Below are 18,236 nucleotides of genomic sequence, written 5' to 3' on the forward strand. Positions count from 1 at the left end.
GCTTCCTTGTCGTTACGCTGGTCGATCCGGCGGTTACGCCGACGCCTCAGGCGGTTCCGGCTCCTGATCGCCGCTGCGGTGACAGTGCTGGCCAGCGTGCTCGGCACCGTCTACGACAAGATACCCGCCGACCTGCAACTGGCGGCGCTGCTGGCGATAGGCACGCTTGGCGCGGCAGCGGTGATCCTGGTCGAGTCGCCGGAGGCCAGTTACGAACAGTCGCTGGTGGACCAGCCGGCCGCCCGCAAGAGCAAGCGCGCCAAGCTGGCCCGACCGCACCGGGGCCGGACGGAGCCGCGCTTCCGGTTCACCCAATGGCTGGGCTGGTGGCGCAACCAGGTGGTGCCCACCCTGCCGCCCCGGGACGAGCTCTTCCGGGGCCGCGAGCGTGAACTGGCCGACCTGCAAGAACTGCACGACCAGCAACGGGCGGCCCGCGCCGGCGGCGTAAGATCGATCTTCCGGCGCGGCGGACGGCGGCCGGCGGACCGACGCGGAGCCGCCGGCCCGGTGATCCTGCTCCTGCACGGCATGCCGGGGATCGGCAAGACCGCCTTGGCCGACGAGTTGGCCCGGCGGCTCGCCCGCCGCTACCCGCACGGGCAACTGTTCGTGAACCTCGGCACCGGTGGCGCCGCCCGTACACCGATGGAGATCCTCAACGAGCTCCTGCTGGCGCTGGGCTGGACCGACATGCCCGACACCGCGGTCGGCCGGGCGATGGTCTTCCGCTCGCTGACGGCGAAGAAGAAGATCCTGTTCATCCTGGACGCCGCCCGCAACGCCGACCAGGTCCGGCACGTACTGCCGAGCGACTCCGCCGCCGCCGTGATCATCACCTGTCGGCGCGGCATGACCTGGTCCGATCCGCTGGCCGAACCGTCGTACGCGTTGGGCCTGCCGGACGACGACGAGGCGCTGGCCATCTTCCGGGCCGTCTCCCGGACCGCCGAGAGCGTCCGGCCGGAATGTGCCGCCGAGATCGTCTCGTTGTGCGGACGGCTCCCGCTCGCCGTCCGGGCCGCCGCCGAGCGGGTCTCCAACGACGGCGCCGATATCTGCCAGATCGCCGGGCTGCTGCGCGAGCCACGGTCCCGGCTCGGCTGGTTGGACCGCCCCGGCCGGTCCCTGCGGGCCCACCTGCAGACCGAGTACGGCCGGCTGCTGCCGAAGGAACAGCGGGCGCTGGCCATGCTCGCGCTGATTCCGTCGCCCACCTTCGTGCCGTGGGTGCTGGGTCCGCTGATGGACCTGCCGCCGGCCGAGGTGGAGGCCCTGGTCGACCGGCTGTCCGCGGCCCAACTGCTGGAAGACCTCGGTATGGACGAGGTGTCCGAGGTGGCCCGGTACCGGCTCCACCCGCTGGTCCGGCTGTTCGCCGGCGCGCAGGCCGCCCGGATTCCGGCCCACCAGCGGGAGTGGGCGCTGGACCAGCTCACCGCCGCCTACGTCCAGGTGGTCAGCGCGGTCCTCACCGTCCTGCACGACGACTTCGCGTACGACGGGCCGATGGACTGGCTCGCGCCGGATTCGAAGTTCCCGCAGCGGATCGCCGACCATCCCGAGGCCTGGGTCCGGGCGGAGTACCCCAACCTGCTGCGGGTGATGGACGACACCGCGACCCTGCCGCACACCGGTTTCGGCACGCAGTTGCGCTGGCGGGTCGGCGCCTGGCTTGACGGCTGTGTCGCCGAGGGAGTGACCTCCGCCGCGACCCTGGCGGCGTACGGCCAGGCGGCCCGCGCCGCCGAGCGCGACGGCAACGTCCTCGCCCAGGTGGACGTGCTGCTCGCCAAGGGCACCTTCCTGGTGGCAGTCGAACGGTACCGGGACGCCGAGCAAGGCCTGGACCGGGCGATCGCGTTGTCGCACCTGCTGCTCGGGGACCGGTCGGCGGCGCGCGAGGAGGCCGAGCGTCGGATCGCGATCGCCCTGCGGAAGATGGGCGAGGGATTCCTGCAGGCCGCCGCGTACCAACGCGCGGTCGAGAAGCTGGAGGATGCGCTCGCCCGGGCGGAGACCATAGGGGACGGCCCGGAGCAGCGACTGATCCGGATCCTGTTCGCCGAGGCGCACCACGTCGACACGGCGGAGGCCGTCTACGACGAACTGCTCGACCCCGGGCTTTCCGACGCCACCCGCTACCGGATCTATCTCTCCCTGGCTGAGGCGGGTCGCCGACGGGGGGACTGGCAGTCCGCCGGTGACTACCTCGGTCAGGCCGCCCGGCTGGTCGACGGGGACCTGCGCCGGGTCGCGAACGTGCGGTACCGGACCGCACGTCTCGCGCTCGACCAGTACGAGGACAGGCCCGGCGGCGGTCGCGACCCGGAACTCGCCGCGACCGCGGTCCGGCGAGCCGCCCACGCGTTGCTGACCTTCCGCCAGATGGGCAACCCGCTCGGGACGGTGCGGACCCAGTGCCTGCTGGCCCGGGCGCTCCTGGCAATGGGCCGGCCGGTGGAGGCGGACCACGTCGCGCACGCCGCCGAGGGCGAGCTGGCCGCGGTGCAGGGATCAGGCGAGAAACCCGAGGTGCTGGCTCCGCTCACCGCGCGGCTGACCCGGGTCAAGGGCGAGATCCGGCTGCGCGCCGGGGATCGGACCGGCGGACGGCAGCTGTTGATGGACGCCGCCATGGCGTTCGGCGAGCTGAAGGACTGGGCCGGGCTGCGCGCGGTGCTCGGCCTGCTGGAGGAGGTCGCCCCGGCCGGGGCCGAGGCGCCCGGCGTCGGGCTGCCGGTGGCCGTCCCGGTCGACGGATGGCCGGGGCGCGGTCCGATGCCGATGGGCGGCGGTCCGGTCAGCTTGTCGCCGGCTGTCACCGATCGCCTGGCGGCCCGGCTGAGCAGCCAGGTGGTCGACCGGGTGCAGGATGAGCTCCGGCAGACGCTCACCCCGGCCGAACCGGTCGCGTTCCGCGGTGCGCTCGGCGCCGGGCTGACCGGCGCCGAACCGGCCCACGACGAGGACCTGCCACCGACGTGGCGCATCCCGGTCGGCGAGCTGTGCCACCTCACGGTGCTCGTAGCGACCGGGCAACGGGCCTTCGCGGACGAGCCGGGGCGGCGGCCCGCCCTGGCCGGCCCGCAGGTCTGGCGCCCGCTCGCCGTCAGCACCGGCGTCCGGGCCGACGACGTCGACCTCACCCTGTTGGTCGACGCCCCGTTCGTCGACGTGTCCGACCCGGAACTGCGTACCACCTGCCGGGTCGACGGCGGACTGGCCCGCTTGGACAGCACCCTGCGGATCGACGTACCCGGTGAGAACGAACTGCGGATAACGGTGCTGTCGTCAGGTCGGCTTGTTCAGTCACTGCCGATCCTGCTGGTGGCGGTAACCGGAGGGGAGGGCGCGGGTGGACCTGCCACTGTTCCGCTCTCCTGATGTGACGGCCCGGACCACGGTCAACGACAAGGGCATCTGCCTGCGACTCACGGCCGCCCGCGGGCCGGCGCCGACTGACATCCAACTGGTCGACGCGGATGTCGTGCGCGAACATTGCGCCAAGCTCGGGAAGCGAGTCGGTCGGGTAGCGGCGAGTTGCCGGCAGCGCTGGCCGGTGGCGACCGGCGCTGCGGGCGAGGCGCTCGGCAACCTCGCGGCTGCCGGGCGGATATTTCTCTTCGACGTGCTACACGACCCGCAACGGGACTTCCCCCGGTTGTCGCTGTTCCTGCAGGCGGCCTGCCCGACCTGGCAGAGCCGGCAGACCCGTACCCCGTTGATCCACGCCATCGCCGAGACGAACCAGTACTTCCCCTGGGAGTTGTTGCCGTTGTTCGCGCCGACGTCCACGGTGCGGGCCGGCAACCAGGCAGAGTTGGAACGGGCCGCGCTGGCCTTCCCTGGCTTCGCGGCTGTCGTCGAACGCCGCGACCCGGACCACCTGCCCGATTCCACCTCCCTGAACGGCTGGGACGGACTCCCGATCCGGATGGTGTACGACGCCAGTTTCCCGGGAGTGCAGCAGGAGGTGGGCTTCTTCCGGGGCAAGGATGCCCTGTTCCTGCTGAGGGGGCCGTACCCGAAAGACAGCGACGACCCGGCGGCACCGACGCTGGCGCAGCAGCTCTGTGACCCGGCGCTGGGGCTTGACCACAACCGGGACGGCCCGCTCGACCAGGTGGTCCACTTCTCCTGTCACTGCCAGGCCGCCGACGGCGACAGCACCAGGTATGCCTACCACCTCTCCGACGAGCAGGGCCGCAAGCTGGTGGTACCGCTGGAGGAACTCGTCGAGGAGATGATGCGGATCTGGGCCGCCGAGGTGATGGCCGCCCGACCGGGGCCGCGACCGGACATGCCGTTGGTGTTCCTGAACGGCTGCGGCACCGTGGCGATGGACCCGACGAGCGCGGCGTCGTTGCACAAGCCGTTCCGGCACAACCGCAACCGAGGCATCATCGGCACCATCGCGAACGTGCCGGACCGGATCGCCGCCGAGATCTCGAAGTGGTTCTACCTGAACCTACTCGTCGAGCGGCACGACGTAGGGCAGGCACTGCACGAGGCGAAGTGGCGGCTGCTGCAGGACCGCGGCAACCCGCTCGGACTGCTGTATTCCATCCACGCGTACGCGGGCCTGCGGATCGAGCCGGTTCCCACGTACGCCGGCCCCGCCGACGGAGGCGCCCGATGACCAGCCTGCTGACCAGTCTCTGGCACGAGACCCGGGGTCGGTTCGACCGGCTGCCGGTCTGGCTGCCCGGGGCCCGCATGGAACTCGGCGACGTCGGTGTCTTCGACGACGGGGGTTGGGTGAAGCACACCACCCTGGACGCACTCGGCATCCCCTTCACGCCGGACCTTCCCGGCGTTCCGACCGGCTACGACTACGCCTCGCACGACGGCGCCCAGGTGAGTACCTGGCTGGCGGCCGACGGCGACCCCACGGTCAGCGGCATCGCCCAGGGCAACGCCGGGCTGCGGATCCGGTTCTCCCGGGCCGGCGCGTTCGTCCTGAAGGCCGACGAGGTGACCGTCCAGAGCCTGGCCAATCTCGCCGACGTCGACCGGCGGATCCTCGCCCGGCACCGGGCCGGGAAGTGGGAGCGCGGCTGGGTGCTGGTGAGCGAGGTGGCCCGCGGCGGGCCGGCGATCACGGTCGTCTCGGGCAGCTCCGACGGCGAGGCCTTCGTCGACCTCGGCGTGACGGCGGCCGCCGCCGGCCAGCCGCTGGCCGCCGCCGGCGCGGGGATCGCCCTCGGTACCCGGCGGGGCCTGGCCGGCTACTTCGTCAGCCCCACCGAGACGACCCTGCTGTGGCGGGGCCGCTGCGTACGGGATCCCTGGTGGTCGTCGAAGACCTCGATGACCGACCGGGGCGACCAGATCCACGAGGAGTTGCCGGTCGACGGCCTGGACCCACATGTCGTCGAGATCGAGCACCTCGAGGACGTACCGACCGACGACCGGTAGTCCGCCCGACGCCGATTCCGCCGGCGGGTTCGGGGCAGCGGTGGGTGGAAGCCGGATCCCACCCACCGCTACCGACGCGGGGTGGGCGCATTACGTGTCGCAGGGGCCCCGATTGAGGTTGAGGACCAGTACGCAGGGGTCGAGGTCGATATCGACGTCAGACGTGGTCGGGGTGCCGGACATGGGCTCGTCCGGCGCCTTCTGGATCACGTAGTAGCCGTTGAACGTCCACGCGCGAATCTGCCCGCCTGGATCCTCGATGAGGTAGTCGGCCCTGCGGTCCCCGTTGAGGTCGGCGAACCGAACCCGGCCGCCGGAGACGCCGACCCCCGACGCGACCAGCCCGTCGAACCTCCAGCCGAAGCGTGATTCTTTGTATGCGTTGATCCAGACGTAGACCCGTCCTGCGGCGTCGACGACGAGGTAGTCGGCGCGCAGGTCACCGTTGAGGTCGGTCAGGTGGACCTGGTCGCGGCCCGCGCCGACGCCGGGTGAGATCTGCCCGACGTAGTCCCAGCCGTACCCGGAGGCGGAGCGCTTGTTCAACCACGCCCTGACCTCGCCGGCGTCGTCGACGACGACGTAGTCGTCCTTGCGGTCGCCGTTCATGTCGGCGAAGCGCACGCGTTCCTTCGCCGCGCCGACGCCGGCGGCGATGACTCCGGCGTAGTCCCAGACGAACCCACGGTCCGGGGCGTAATTGTTGATCCACGCCTTGACACCGCCGACGTCGTCGATGACGAGGTAGTCGTCCTTGCCGTCGCCGTCGACGTCGGCGAACCTGACCCGCTCCCGTCCGGGGGTGACGCCGGCGGTGATCTGTCCGGCGTAGTCCCAGCCGTAGCCGCCACCCTGGGTCAGCCGGTTGATCCAGGCGGCGACGGTGCCGTCCGCCCGGATCGCGACCCAGTCGGCCCGGCCGTCGCCGGTCAGATCGACCATGCCGCTGGTGGTGTCGGCGTTGGGGTTCTGGCCGACGACACCCTGCCAGTCCCAGGTGTCCGGCTGGCCGTACCGGTCGTTGAGCGCGCCGACGGCCTTTCCGGTGGAGTCGACGAGGAGGTAGTCGTCCTTGCCGTCGCCGTTGAGGTCGGCGAAGCCCACCTGGTCCCGGTTCGCGGCCGTCGCGGTCAGGGTCTGGCCGTGGTTCTGCCACTCGATGCGGGGCGTCGGGTGGCCCGGGGCCTGCACGACGAACCTGGGAACCGTGTTCAGCCATACCTTCACGTGACCCTCGTCGTGCACGACGAGGTAGTCGTCGCGGGCGTCGCCGTTGAGGTCGGCGAAGCGGACCCGGTCCCGGGCAGCGCCGACGCCGGCGGCCACCAGGCCCAGTGACGACCATCCGTACGCGCCGCCCGGGTGGAACTCGTTGGAGTAGGCGGTGATCCGGCCGCTGTCGTCGACGACGAGGTAGTCGTCGAGGCCGTCGCCGGTGAAATCGGCGAAGCGGATCTGGTCGCGGGTCGCGCCGACGCCGGTGGCGATGACCCCGGCGTAGTCCCAGCCGAATCCGGTTCCGGGAGTGAACTGGTTGATCCAGGCCGACACCCGGCCCGTGCCGTCCACGACGAGGTAGTCGTCGAGCCCGTCGCCGTCGACGTCGGCGAACCGCACGTTCTCCGGGACCGCGCCGACGCCGGTCGCGATGGTGTCGCGGCCACGCCAACCGAACCCTCCACCGAGGGTGTGCGCGTTCGTCCACGCCTTGACCCGGGCCTGGTCGTCGAGGACGAGGTAGTCGTCGAGCCCGTCGCCGTCGACGTCGGCGAACTGCACGCGGTCCCGGTTCGCGCCGACGCCCGACGCGACGACGCCCTGCCAGCGCCAGCCCTCACCCTGCGCGGAGGTGTCGCCGGAGACGGAGTCCGGAACCTTGCTGACCTCGCCCCCGCACGCGACCGGGCTTGCGCCGACCGGGTCCTCGATGAGGTTCTCGGCGCGGGCGCTCCGGACGGCGCCGAGGAAGGCGTCGGCCATCTTGCGGTAGCCCTCGGCGTTCGGGTGCACGGTGTCGGTCAGGTCGGCCCGGGTCACCGCGCCCATGTCGACCAGGCGTACGCGCTTGCCGGCCGCCCTGAACCGGTCGACGACGCCGGGAATCGCCGCGTTGTACCTCTGGACGTTGTTGTTGGCGCCGGTGTTGAACGCCGGAACGAGCTTCGCGACCAGCACCGTGGTCTCGGGAGCCAGTCTGACGATCTTGCCGATCAGCCCTTCCAGCCGGGCAGGGGCGTCGTCGACCGCATCGTTGAACTGCATGTCGTTGGTGCCGATGTGCAGCAGCACGACATTGGGGCGGTACCTCGGAATCACGCAGTCGACCTGCCGGTCGATATCCGCGATCCGCCACCACGGGTGGCCCTCGTGGTTCCGATCGGGCAGGGTCCCCGAGTTCATCGAGCCGACGAAGTCGAGCACCGGCGCGTCGGACAAGCCGCTCCAGAGCCGGGCTCGGTATCCGGTGCCCTCCGGGTCGGAAACACCGACGCCGTACGTGATCGAGTCACCGAGCGGCATCACCCGCAGGGCCGTCTCCCCGCGCGGGAGGATCGCCCGGAACGTCGTCGAGATCGCGGCGGACAGGCCCTGGTAGGCGGCGCCGAAGACCCCTCCGCAGACGACGCAGGCCCTGGAGAGCCCCGCCCACACGGCGTTGAGTACATTCGCGACGTTCGTCCAGAACGTTCCGCCGTCCCTCACGATCGCGCCCTGCAGGGGGTGCTCCCACAGGAAGGCGAACTTGCCGGCGACGGCCGCGGCGAGGGTGTTCGCCCCCCACGTGTGCCCGTCACCCAAGGTGCCGTCGTAGTGGCTCTGCACCGCCTTCAGGAGGAAGTTGCTGAGGAACTCGGCGATCCCGACGCACAATCCCTTCATCACCGTGTTGCCGGCGTCGACCTGCCGGTTGAGGGCGCCGCTCAGGCACGCGCTGCGGATCAGGAGCGTCGCCACGGTGATGCCGGCCGTGAAGCCGAAGTGCGCCCACGTCTCCCCGTTGGCCGACGGGGGCTTGTCGTCGTGGATCGTCACCGCGACCCGGTTCTCGCCTGGCCGTAGCTCGATCCTGAAGTCGTCCGGCGCGTCGTTCGACGTCGGCACGTCGTACACCTTGCGCACCAGGCACTCGCCCAGTTCCTCCGCGCTGAGCTGCTTGATGTCGCCCTCGCACAGAACGCCCCGCTTGAACAGGTCGTCGTTGTGTTCGATCAGGAAGCCCTGGTCGCTGTCGTAGTACTGGGCGTCGTAGTTCTCGTTCAACCCCTCCTCGATCAGGGGCTCCTCGTTCGCGGGATAGCTGAACTCGTACACCTGTGTGTAAGCGTCCGCGGCCCCTGCGGGCGTCGCGACCAACCCGGCCGAGACCAGGACGGCGGCGAGGATCGCGGCGACCGTCCTGGTGCGACCGCCGTGCGCCGACCTCCGGTGAGGGACTGTCTTCGAAGGGCTCAAGGCGGGGTACGTCCTTCCCGACGTTCTTCCGACCGGGCCCGCAGCGCTGAGTCCCCGGAGAGGCGCGAGGCACTCCAGGTCACAATCCTGCCGATTCCGGATGACCGTGAATTGGCGACCGTGTAAACAGGAGAGAGTCGTCAGCGAATGAGTAATTCCACACAAGCAAGTGGTAGACGCCAATAGCTGGGGAAATGCCCGATCCCAGACGGGCTGGAAGATCGGCTGAGCCCGACACCTCATGGTCGCCGCCACCCTGAGCCTCGTCGTTTACCATTCGCCTGTGTCCGAAGACACCAGACAGGGCTCCACCGCGGAGCCGGCACGGCAGCGGTTTGTCGTCTGTGGGGACGGTGCGGTGGCTCGCCGTCTGGTCACTGAACTAATAGACCGCTACGGTGTCGCGGCCACCGTGGTCCTACCAGCGTTGAGTGACCACCAGGCACCCGACTTTGCTGACCTCGCCTTGGAATTCAACGTGGCGGAGGGACAGCCAGAGATCGTCATGGCCCGCCGCCTGACCGGGGAAGTGCTCGATCAGGCTGGGGTCCGGGAGGCTGCGGCCGTGGCGTTCGTCGGTGTCGACGACGTGACCAATGTGGATGCCGCCATGATCACCAGGGAACTGGCTCCCGATGTTCGGCTCGTGGTCCGGCTGTTCAACCCGGTGCTCGGCGAGGGCGTGGCCGCGATGCTCGGGGACTGCGCCGTACTCTCCGGATCCGAGATTGCCGCACCGGCGTTCGTTGCCGCCACGCTCGGGGACGCCACGCCGACGTACCTGCGGATGCCCGACGGTGAGCTTCTGCGGAGCGCGATGCGCGGCGCCGTTGACCCGGCCGGTGCGGAGGTGGTTTGCGGCTTGGCCGACACGACCGGCACGGAGCCGGTCGTCCTTCCAGCGGACCAGGACTCGGCAGACCTGGTACTTGTCCGCGCATACGGGCGGCCCCGAACGGACCCGCCGCGTCGAAGGCCGCGCCTGCTTCGGGCCCTCGGCTTGGTGTTCAGCCGTAATCTGCGACTGGCCTTGATCGGCACGGCGGCGGTACTCGCCGCGGCCAGCGTCCTGCTGGCGTACACCCGCGGCGTGAACCTCGCGCAAGCCGTCTACCTGACGCTGCTGACAGCGATGGGAGCCGCCGACGTCGACTCCGCCGCACCGCTCATCGAAAAGGTGACCGCAGTGGTCCTGGTGACCACCGGGATGGCGCTACTTCCCACCGTCACGGCCCTGGTGGTCGACTCGCTGGTGCGCGCCCGGCTGACGGTCGCCGCTGGCGGCATGATCGAGCCGATCGACAACCACGTCGTACTGGTGGGACTCGGCAACATCGGCACCAGAGTCCTGGAGGAACTGCATTCCGCCGGCGTCTCAGTGGTCGCCGTCGACCGCACCGAGTCGGCACGAGGCATCGGTGTCGCCCGTGAGCTGGGTCTGCCGGTGATCGTCGGCGACGCGACCCGCCCCGAGACACTGCGGGCCGCGTCCGTACACACCAGCCGGGCGCTGGTGGTGTTGACCGACGACGATGTCACCAACCTCGAGACCGCCCTGTCCGGGCGGGCCTCGCATGAGGCGGACCGAGCGCGGTCGGCAGCAGTCAGGCCCCCATTGCGGGTGGTGTTACGGCTGTTCGACGACGGCTTTGCGGAGCGCACGCAGCGCATTTTGAACATTGACGAGTCACGTAGCGTCTCATCCCTGGCAGCGCCGGCGTTCGCAGCCGCCATGATGGGCCAGCAGGTCATCGACACCATCTCGGTCGGCCGCCGGGTGTTGCTGGTGGCCGAGTTCCCCGTCGGCGCCGGGTCCGAACTCGAGGGGCGGTACTGCCACGACGTCAACCAGCCGGGCGCAGTGTGGGTGATCGCGGTGCGGACCGGTCGGACGGGACAGACCATCTGGTCGTTGCCGGAACGTCGGCCACTGGTCCGCACCGACCGGCTGATCGTGCTGGCCACACGCGCCGGTCTCGCCGCGCTGCTGCCCCGAACCGTACCCAGCCCCGACGCCGAACCACTGGCCGATACCGCGCCCTTGCGGCTGCTTGCGCCGGCACCGCGCGACGGTGAGTGAACGGGGTTGTTCATGCTGATAGCCGGCTTCAAGGGTTTCCAGTCGGGCCGGCTTGAAGCGGGACACCGATATGCCGAAGGCGGTGTCTGGGGACACCAGCGGCGGCGAGGCGTTCGGCGATGGATGGGGAGGAGTGGTCGAGAAAGACGACGACCTGGTGATCGTCGCCGAGCTGACAGGCTGTAGCGAGGGTGCCGAGGTTGATCCCGTCCAGGTCGTCCAGGTCATGGAGGTCGAGGACCAGCCGCAGTGGGCGGATCCGTCGAAGGACTCGCACGAGGGTCTGGCGTAGCTCGACGGCATCCTCGGCGTGCAGCGTGCCATGCGGTTGGATGACCAGGGTGCCGTCGGTGGTGGTGTCGACGTCGACCGTCACGTCGCTCATCGCGTTACCTTCCGTTCCCCGCCGTTTTCCGAGCCGTTAGGTTAGAGCCTTTCGGGGGACACCGTCGAGCGTTCACCGACGTGCTGGACCAGGCGACCAGACGGTCGAACCGAACGGCCGGCAATAAGCGTCAAAGAGCACGCGCTTGCCGGCCGCTCTCCACTCCCATCCATGCTTCGGCCGATGCAGTACGAGGCGTACCGCACTGTTCGCCTGACCGACGACTGGGTGTGACGTCTCAGCCAGCTCCATCAACGCCTATGTATTCATGACTGGACATCACCCGCATCACTGCCATCACGATCATGGATCCGACGACGGCGTGCCGTACGGCCAGGTCGAGGTCCCCGCAGGCTTCGGCCGACGGGCGCTTCTGGCCGGTGCCGGCGGGACGCTGATGCTGGCCGCGCTACCGACCTCGGCCCGGGCGGCCAACACGACGATGGCCGGCGCCCCGACCGGTGCCGGCCGGACATCTCGGATCACCCAGGGCACGATGTTGGTCCACACGGACATGCACAACCACACGGTGATGTCGGACGGCGACGGCAGTGCCGAGGCCGCGTTCGCCTCGATGCGCGAGGCCGGCCTGGACGTCGCCGCGCTGACCGATCATGCGACGCTCTTCTCCATCGAAGGGCTCAGCTCGTCGGAGTGGCGGACCACCGGCGACCTGGCCAACGCGGCCAACGATCCCGGTCAGTTCACCGCGATCCGCGGGTTCGAGTGGTCGCATCCGTTGCAGGGGCACATCAACGTCTGGAACACCTCCGACTTCGCCGACCTGTTGCGGGCCGGCAGCCCCGGCAGCCTGTACAACTGGCTCACCGGCCGGCCCGGGGGGCTGGCGAGCTTCAATCACCCCGGTCGTGAGGCGGGCCGGTTCAACAACTTCTCCTTCAACGCCTCGGCCCGCGATCAGCTCGCGGGGCTGGAGATGTTCAACCGGACCGACGACTTCCTCTTCGAAGGCTGGTCGTCGGGTATGACGTCACCGCTGGTGGCGTGCCTGAACGCCGGTTGGCGGCCGGCGCTGACCGGTGTCACCGACGAGCACGGCACCACCTGGGGCTTCCACGAAGGTAAGGGACGCAGCGGCCTGTGGGTCGCCGAGAACACCCGCGCGGCGGTGTTCGAGGCGATGGCCGCCCGTCGTTCCTTCGCCACGCGCGTCTCCGGGCTGCGGGTGGACGCCACCGCCAATGGCGTACGCATGGGCGGGGTCCTGAACGTGACCTCCGGCGACGTCCGGTTCCTGCTGGACCTGGACCGCGGCGCGGCCTGGGACGGCAAGCCCCTGCGGATCCAGGTTCTCCGCCCCGGCACCTCGGCGCCGACCGTCGTCGACGTCATTGACACCGTCAACGGTCAGGTCACGGACTTCACCGTGCCGCTCAACGTCGCCGACGGCGACTGGGTGGTACTCCGGATCTCCGACCCGTCCCTGCCCAACGGCACCCCCGGCCCAGCCGGTCACCCGTGTAACGACTTCGCGGTGGCCTACACCAGCCCCTGGTGGCTCCGGCCCTGACCTCCGAGGTGCCGGTCCCGGAACGGCGTGCCGGCCGCAGGTGGCTGCGGCGGTCGTTCCGGGACCGGCATTCGGTTTCGCGTCATGGTCGTGTCATGTGCTCAGCGAGGTAGCGGGGGCAACGTCGGGCTGTCGAGCCAGGCACCGAACAGACCGTCCAGGGGCTCGCGGGCGAAGCGTTGGGCGTGCAGACGGAACTGCTCGGTCGTCACCGTCGCGTGTGGGTGCTCGGCGACCCAGGCTCGCAGGAGCGTGAAGAACGTCTCGTCGCCGACCCTCTTCCGCAGGGCGTGCACCGTCAGCGCGCCACGCTTGTAGACCAGCGGGTCGAACATCCGGTCGACGCCGGGGTCCGCGACGACGACGTGGCGCGGGCGAGCCGCGACCCACGCGTACCACTGCGCGGCGAGAGCGTCTGTTGACATTTCACCGCAGACGCCGGACCACAGCCACTCGGCGTACGTGGCGAAGCCCTCGTTGAGCCAGATGTGCCGCCAGTCCGCCACGGTGAGGCTGTTGCCGAACCACTGGTGGGCCAGTTCGTGCACGATCAGCCGCTCGTGCGTGCGCCGCCCGTCGACGTGGTTTCGCCCGAAGACTGCCATGCCCTGCGCTTCGACCGGATCGTCGAGGTCGTCGTCGGTGACGACGACGACGTACTCCCGGAAGGGGTACGGCCCGAAGAGCCGCTGCAGCGCCGACATGATCTCACCGTGTCGGCCGAAGTCGTGGGCGACGTTCCTGCGCAACGCGGGCGGGATCGCCGCGCGCTGCGCCACCTCACCGACAGCCAGATCAACCATCTCGTAGCGTCCGATCTGGACGCTCATCAGGTATGGCGAGGTGGGCTCGCGGCGTTCGTACACCCAGGTGGTGCCGCTCGCGCCCCGCCGCTGGAGCACGGGATCACCGGTCACCAGCACTGTGTACGGGGAGGGAGTCGTGACTGCCACCCGGAAGGTGGCCTTGGCGCCGGGCTGGTCATCGCAGGGGAACCAGGACGGTGATCCGTTCGGCTGGCTGGCCACGAGCACCCCGTCGGTGAGTTCCTCCCACCCGAGTTCGCCCCAGCGGCCGGAGATGGGCACCGGCTTTCCCGCGTACCGGATCTCCACCCGGAAGGTGTCGCTGGCGCCGATCGGCCGCTCGGGTTTGATCTGCAGTTTGTCCGGGCGGTGCAGGTACTTCGCCGGGCGGCCGTCCACCCGGACGTCCTGGACGCGGAGCCGACCGAGATCGAGAGTGAATCGGGACAGCGACTGGACGGCCACCGCGGTGATGTCCGCCCGGCCGCCGAGGCGGTTCGACACGACCCGGTAGTCGAGGTCCAGGTCGTAGTGCAGCACCCGGTAGCCGCCGTTGCCGTGCTCGGGCAGGTAGGAGTCGCCGGAGCGGCCGGCGCCGGGCGTTGCGCCGCTCGACGCCGACACCTTCGGATTCATGCCGACCGTGCCGCTGGCGCCGGCCAGGTGGTGATCGGATTGCCCCACCACCGGCTGTCGCAGGGTACGGCGTCGCCGCGGGTCACCAGCGAACCGGGCCCAACGGTGGTCCGCGCGCCGATGCTCGCGCCCGGCAGAACGATGCCGTGCGGGCCCAGCGCGGCACCCGCGCCCAGTGTCACCTCGTCCATACTCATCACACGATCATGGAACAGGTGGGTCTGCACCACACAACCGCGGTTCACCGTCGCGCCATCGCCGAGGCGCACCAGGTCGTACTCGGGCAGCCAGTAGGTCTCCAGCCAGACGCCCCGGCCGATCTTCGCACCGAGCGTGCGCAGCCACGCCGTCAGTAGTGGCGTGCCGGTCGCGAAGCGGACCAGCCACGGTGCGGCAAGGACCTCGACGAACGTGTCCGCGAGCTCGTTGCGCCACACGAAGGAGGTCCACAGCGCGCGCTCGGTGACCCGCAAGCGCCCGACCAGCAGCCACTTCGCGGCCGTCGCGAGGGCGGCGGCGACGATCGCCGCGCCCAGCAGCACCGGCCCGGCGCCGAGCGCGGCCGCCCACCACCCGGCGGCCCGCCAGACGAGTGCGAGTGCGGCTAGGACGCCGACCGCCAGGGCGCCGGCGCACATCACCGGAACGATTCGGCACAGCTCGATCGCGGCACGGGCCAGCTTCAGCCGGAAAGGCGGGTCGAAGGTGCGGCTGGTATCGGCGGCTTCCACCGTCCGGCGCAGCGGCATCGGCGGCGCGCCGAGCCACGACGAGCCCTTCTTCGCCTTGAACGGCGCCGACGACAACACCCCGACAAGCCCGCGCTTGGGCACCGAACGCCCGGGCGCCGCCATTCCTGAGTTGCCGAGGAATGCCTGCTTACCGATGCGAGCCGGGGCGACACGCAGCCACCCGTGGCTCAGCTCGTACGTCGCGACCATGGTGTCGTCGGCCAGGAATGCCCCGTCGGCGACCGTGGTCATCGCCGGCAGCGCGAGCACGGTGGAGGCCTCCACCCCGCGTCCCACCTTGGCGCCCAGCAGCCGCAACCACACCGGCGTGAAGAGACTGGCGTAGAGAGGGAACAACCCGACCCGGGCCATCCCCATCAGCCGCTCGGTCGTCCAGGCCTGCCACGCCACCCGCCCCTGCACCGGGTGGTGTCCGGCGCGAAGGCCGACGCTGAGCGCTCGGACCGCCCCGAGCACCAGCAGCGCATAGCCCGCGACGTAGGCGACGGTCGCCGCCGCGACGGCGGCCAGCACCGCGCCGACCGTCGGTCGGACGGTGAGCGTCCAACCGAGCAGGGCGAGCGCCGACAGGGCCGCCACGACCGGGACCAGCCCCAGCAATTGGGCGGTGATCCCGTACGCGAGCGGCCAGAGGCGTGCACCCGTGCGCGATCGAGGGGGACGCTGCCCGGGCCACCCGTCCGAACCCTTGACAACTGCGGCTGCGGCCGGTGAGCCGGCCCAGTGTTGGTTGGCCGGTACGGCGCCGGCCACCGTCGAGCCCGCGCCGACGCGGGCGCCCTTACCGATCCGAGCGCCGGGCATCAGGGTGCTGCGGGATCCGACCCGGGCGTCGGCACCGACGCGGACCCTGCCGATGCGGACGACGTCGCCGTCGACCCAGTGGCCGGACAGATCGACCTCCGGCTCGATCGCCGCGCCGCGGCCGAGCTTCAGCAGGCCGGTTACCGGCGGCGCGGAGTGCAGGTCGACGTCGGCCCCGATCTGCGCGCCGAGGGCCCTGGCGTAGGTGATCATCCAGGATGCTCCGGCGACGCTGGTGGCGCCGGTCAGCTCGGCGAGGCGTTCGGCCGCCCACAGCCGCAGGTGCACGCCGCCACCGCGCGGGTAGCTGCCGGGGCGCACCCCGCGCAGCAGCAGTCGCGCTCCCCCGGCGGCCAGGGCGATCCGGCCCAGCGGGCTGAACAGCAGGAGCCAGCCCAGTGCCACCCACCACCAGGACACGACCGGTGCCCACGGTGCCGGAGCGAGCAGGGCGAAAACGTTGCCGAGGGCAGCCAGGACGGTCAGCCAGCGCAGCCCGACCAACGTCAGCATCGGCACCATCATCGCCGCCTGGATCAGCCCGGCGCGCCTCGGCGTGGGCCGGACCTCACGGCGCGTCGCCGCCGAGCTGTCGAGCCCGTCGAGCACGGCCGCGAGCCGCGACAGTTTCGGGTGGAGGTAGATGTCGGCCACCGAGACGCGCGGGTGCCGGCGCCGAATCCATGCCACCAGTTGCGCAGCGTTCAGGCTGCCGCCGCCATGGGTGAAGAAGTCCGCGTCCGCCTCCGTGGGGCGTACGCCCAGGATCTCCGCCCAACCGCCAGCGAGCCAGTCCTCCGTCGCGGTCAGCTCACCCGCGGTGTCCTGCGGGGTCGCCAGCGGCCAGGGCAGCGCGGCCCGATCCACCTTGCCGGACGTCCGGGTCGGCAGTGCCTCCACCACGGCCAGCAGCGGCACGAGCGCGGCCGGCAGCTGTTCACGGATCCGCAGCGCCGCCGTCGCGGCATCGAACGTGACCTCGTCGTGCGGAACCACGTACCCCACCAGCAGTTGGCTGCCCGCGGCGGTGCGCTGCACCGCCGCGGCGGCGCCGGCGACGTTGGGTAGCGCCTGGAGTGCGGCGTCGATTTCGCCCAGCTCGATCCGGCGTCCGCCGAGCTTGACCTGTTCATCACCGCGACCGACGAACAGGAGCCCTTCGGGCTCCGCCCGGACGATGTCACCGCTGCGGTACGCCCGCTGCCAGCCGAGCGCGGGCAGCGCCGCAAACTTCTCGGCGTCCTTGCCCGGATCCAGATAGCGGGCCAGTCCCACCCCGCCGATGACCAGCTCGCCGGTCTCACCCATTGCCGCCGGAGCGCCGGACGCGTCGACCACGGCGAGCTCCCACCCGGCCAGCGGCAACCCGATGCGGACCGGTCCCTCGCCGGTCATCCGCGCGGCGCACGCGACCACCGTCGCCTCGGTCGGTCCGTACGTGTTCCAGACCTCGCGACCCTCGACGGCCAGGCGCTGCGCGAGCTCCGGCGGGCAGGCCTCCCCGCCGAAGATCAGCAGCCGGACCTCCTCCAGCGCTTCGACCGGCCACAGCGCAGCGAGCGTCGGCACCGTCGACACCACCGAGATGCGCTGCTCGGCCAACCACGGACCGAGGTCGACGCCGCTGCGGACGAGTGACCGCGCGGCCGGCACCAGGCACGCGCCGTGCCGCCACGCAAGCCACATCTCCTCACAGGACGCGTCGAACGCCACCGACAGCCCGGCCAGGACCCGGTCCTGCTGGCCGATTGCCTCGCTGGCCTCATCGGCGAGGAACAACCGCGCCTCGGCGTCCACGAAAGCCGCCGCCGCGCCGTGGCTGACCGCCACACCTTTCGGGGTGCCCGTCGAGCCAGAGGTGAAGATGATCCAGGCGTCGTCGTCGGGGCTGGGCCGGCCGGTCCGACCTGCGGGGGTACGACGCAGCGACACCGTCAGCCCGTCGCCGAGGACCGCGACGACCCCCGCCTCGGCGAACACGAGCTCGGCGCGTTCCGCGGGATCGTCCGCGTCGACCGGCACGTAGGCGGCGCCCGCCGCGAGAACGCCGAGGATCGCCAGGTACAGCTCGGCCGTACCGGATGAAATCCGAACTCCCACGCGGTCGCCGACACCGATGCCGTGCCCGGAGAGCGACCTCCGGACGGCCTCGACCTCGTTGGCCAGGTCGCGGTACGTCAAGGTGGTGGCACCGCTGTCGAGCGCAACTGCGTCGGCGTGCGCGCGCACGGAGTCGTCGAGAATGTCGACAAGCGTGCGGCGGGCCGGGGCCGATGCGGATCGGAACACCGCAGGAATCGTCGGTGCGGCAGCTGACGGCGGTAGCGCGACCACCTGGGGTTCACTCGTCAAGGGCACCCGACGTTCA

At 70.7% G+C, this 18,236-nt stretch carries 9 protein-coding genes; 5 read left to right on the forward strand and 4 right to left on the reverse strand.

All coding sequences use genetic code 11. The features are described from left to right. The first annotated feature begins 6 nt into the window (after positions 1–6). The 3 genes from OH804_RS05860 to OH804_RS05870 are packed head-to-tail and all read left to right on the forward strand — an operon-like array spanning position 7 to position 5,421. Positions 7–3,387 carry an NB-ARC domain-containing protein gene (locus OH804_RS05860; RefSeq protein ID WP_406063334.1) on the forward strand — a complete coding sequence of 1,127 codons (3,381 nt, stop codon included), beginning with the start codon at positions 7–9 and terminating at the stop codon, positions 3,385–3,387. After that, complete coding sequence (locus tag OH804_RS05865) at positions 3,359–4,642, forward strand: CHAT domain-containing protein (RefSeq protein ID WP_406063336.1); 1,284 nt, start codon at positions 3,359–3,361, stop codon at positions 4,640–4,642. The genes OH804_RS05860 and OH804_RS05865 overlap by 29 nt, the downstream gene beginning before the upstream one ends. Then, positions 4,639–5,421: a hypothetical protein gene (locus OH804_RS05870; protein WP_196924084.1), complete on the forward strand. Its 783-nt coding sequence runs from the start codon at positions 4,639–4,641 to the stop codon at positions 5,419–5,421. The genes OH804_RS05865 and OH804_RS05870 overlap by 4 nt, the downstream gene beginning before the upstream one ends. A gap of 90 nt (positions 5,422–5,511) precedes the next feature. On the opposite strand, the gene OH804_RS05875 is transcribed toward OH804_RS05870, so the two are convergent. Beyond that, a complete protein-coding gene (locus OH804_RS05875; protein WP_406063338.1) occupies positions 5,512–8,874 on the reverse strand; it encodes an FG-GAP-like repeat-containing protein in 3,363 nt (1,120 codons plus the stop codon). Between the two features lie 241 nt (positions 8,875–9,115). On the opposite strand from OH804_RS05875, the gene OH804_RS05880 reads away from it, so the two are divergent. Further along, positions 9,116–10,954 carry an NAD-binding protein gene (locus OH804_RS05880; RefSeq protein ID WP_406063340.1) on the forward strand — a complete coding sequence of 613 codons (1,839 nt, stop codon included), beginning with the start codon at positions 9,116–9,118 and terminating at the stop codon, positions 10,952–10,954. 28 nt (positions 10,955–10,982) lie between these two features. On the opposite strand, the gene OH804_RS05885 is transcribed toward OH804_RS05880, so the two are convergent. Beyond that, on the reverse strand, positions 10,983–11,339 hold the full coding sequence (locus tag OH804_RS05885) for an STAS domain-containing protein (RefSeq protein WP_406063342.1): 357 nt from the start codon (positions 11,337–11,339) through the stop codon (positions 10,983–10,985). Positions 11,340–11,661: 322 nt separating this feature from the next. On the opposite strand from OH804_RS05885, the gene OH804_RS05890 reads away from it, so the two are divergent. Further along, positions 11,662–12,870 (forward strand): CehA/McbA family metallohydrolase, encoded by a 1,209-nt coding sequence (locus tag OH804_RS05890; RefSeq protein ID WP_196924080.1) that lies wholly within the window; start codon positions 11,662–11,664, stop codon positions 12,868–12,870. Positions 12,871–12,971: 101 nt separating this feature from the next. Here OH804_RS05890 and OH804_RS05895 read toward each other — a convergent pair whose 3' ends face one another. Both OH804_RS05895 and OH804_RS05900 read right to left on the reverse strand, forming a co-directional pair. Next, positions 12,972–14,312 (reverse strand): M1 family metallopeptidase, encoded by a 1,341-nt coding sequence (locus tag OH804_RS05895; protein WP_406066449.1) that lies wholly within the window; start codon positions 14,310–14,312, stop codon positions 12,972–12,974. Then, positions 14,309–18,166, reverse strand: a complete 3,858-nt coding sequence (locus OH804_RS05900) for a Pls/PosA family non-ribosomal peptide synthetase (RefSeq protein ID WP_406066451.1) — start codon at positions 18,164–18,166, stop codon at positions 14,309–14,311. Before OH804_RS05900 ends, OH804_RS05895 begins: the two co-directional genes overlap by 4 nt. Positions 18,167–18,236 lie beyond the last annotated feature (70 nt).

Source organism: Micromonospora sp. NBC_00860 (genome assembly GCF_045207375.1).
In the GTDB taxonomy this organism is placed as follows: Bacteria; Actinomycetota; Actinomycetes; order Mycobacteriales; family Micromonosporaceae; genus Micromonospora; species Micromonospora vinacea.

Bases quoted from the DNA above. Each gene is read 5' to 3' on its own strand.
- OH804_RS05895 (WP_406066449.1), bottom strand. From the start codon at position 14,312: ATGAATCCGAAGGTGTCGGCGTCGAGCGGCGCAACGCCCGGCGCCGGC.
- OH804_RS05880 (WP_406063340.1), top strand. From the start codon at position 9,116: ATGGTCGCCGCCACCCTGAGCCTCGTCGTTTACCATTCGCCTGTGTCC.
- OH804_RS05885 (WP_406063342.1), bottom strand. From the start codon at position 11,339: ATGAGCGACGTGACGGTCGACGTCGACACCACCACCGACGGCACCCTG.
- OH804_RS05870 (WP_196924084.1), top strand. From the start codon at position 4,639: ATGACCAGCCTGCTGACCAGTCTCTGGCACGAGACCCGGGGTCGGTTC.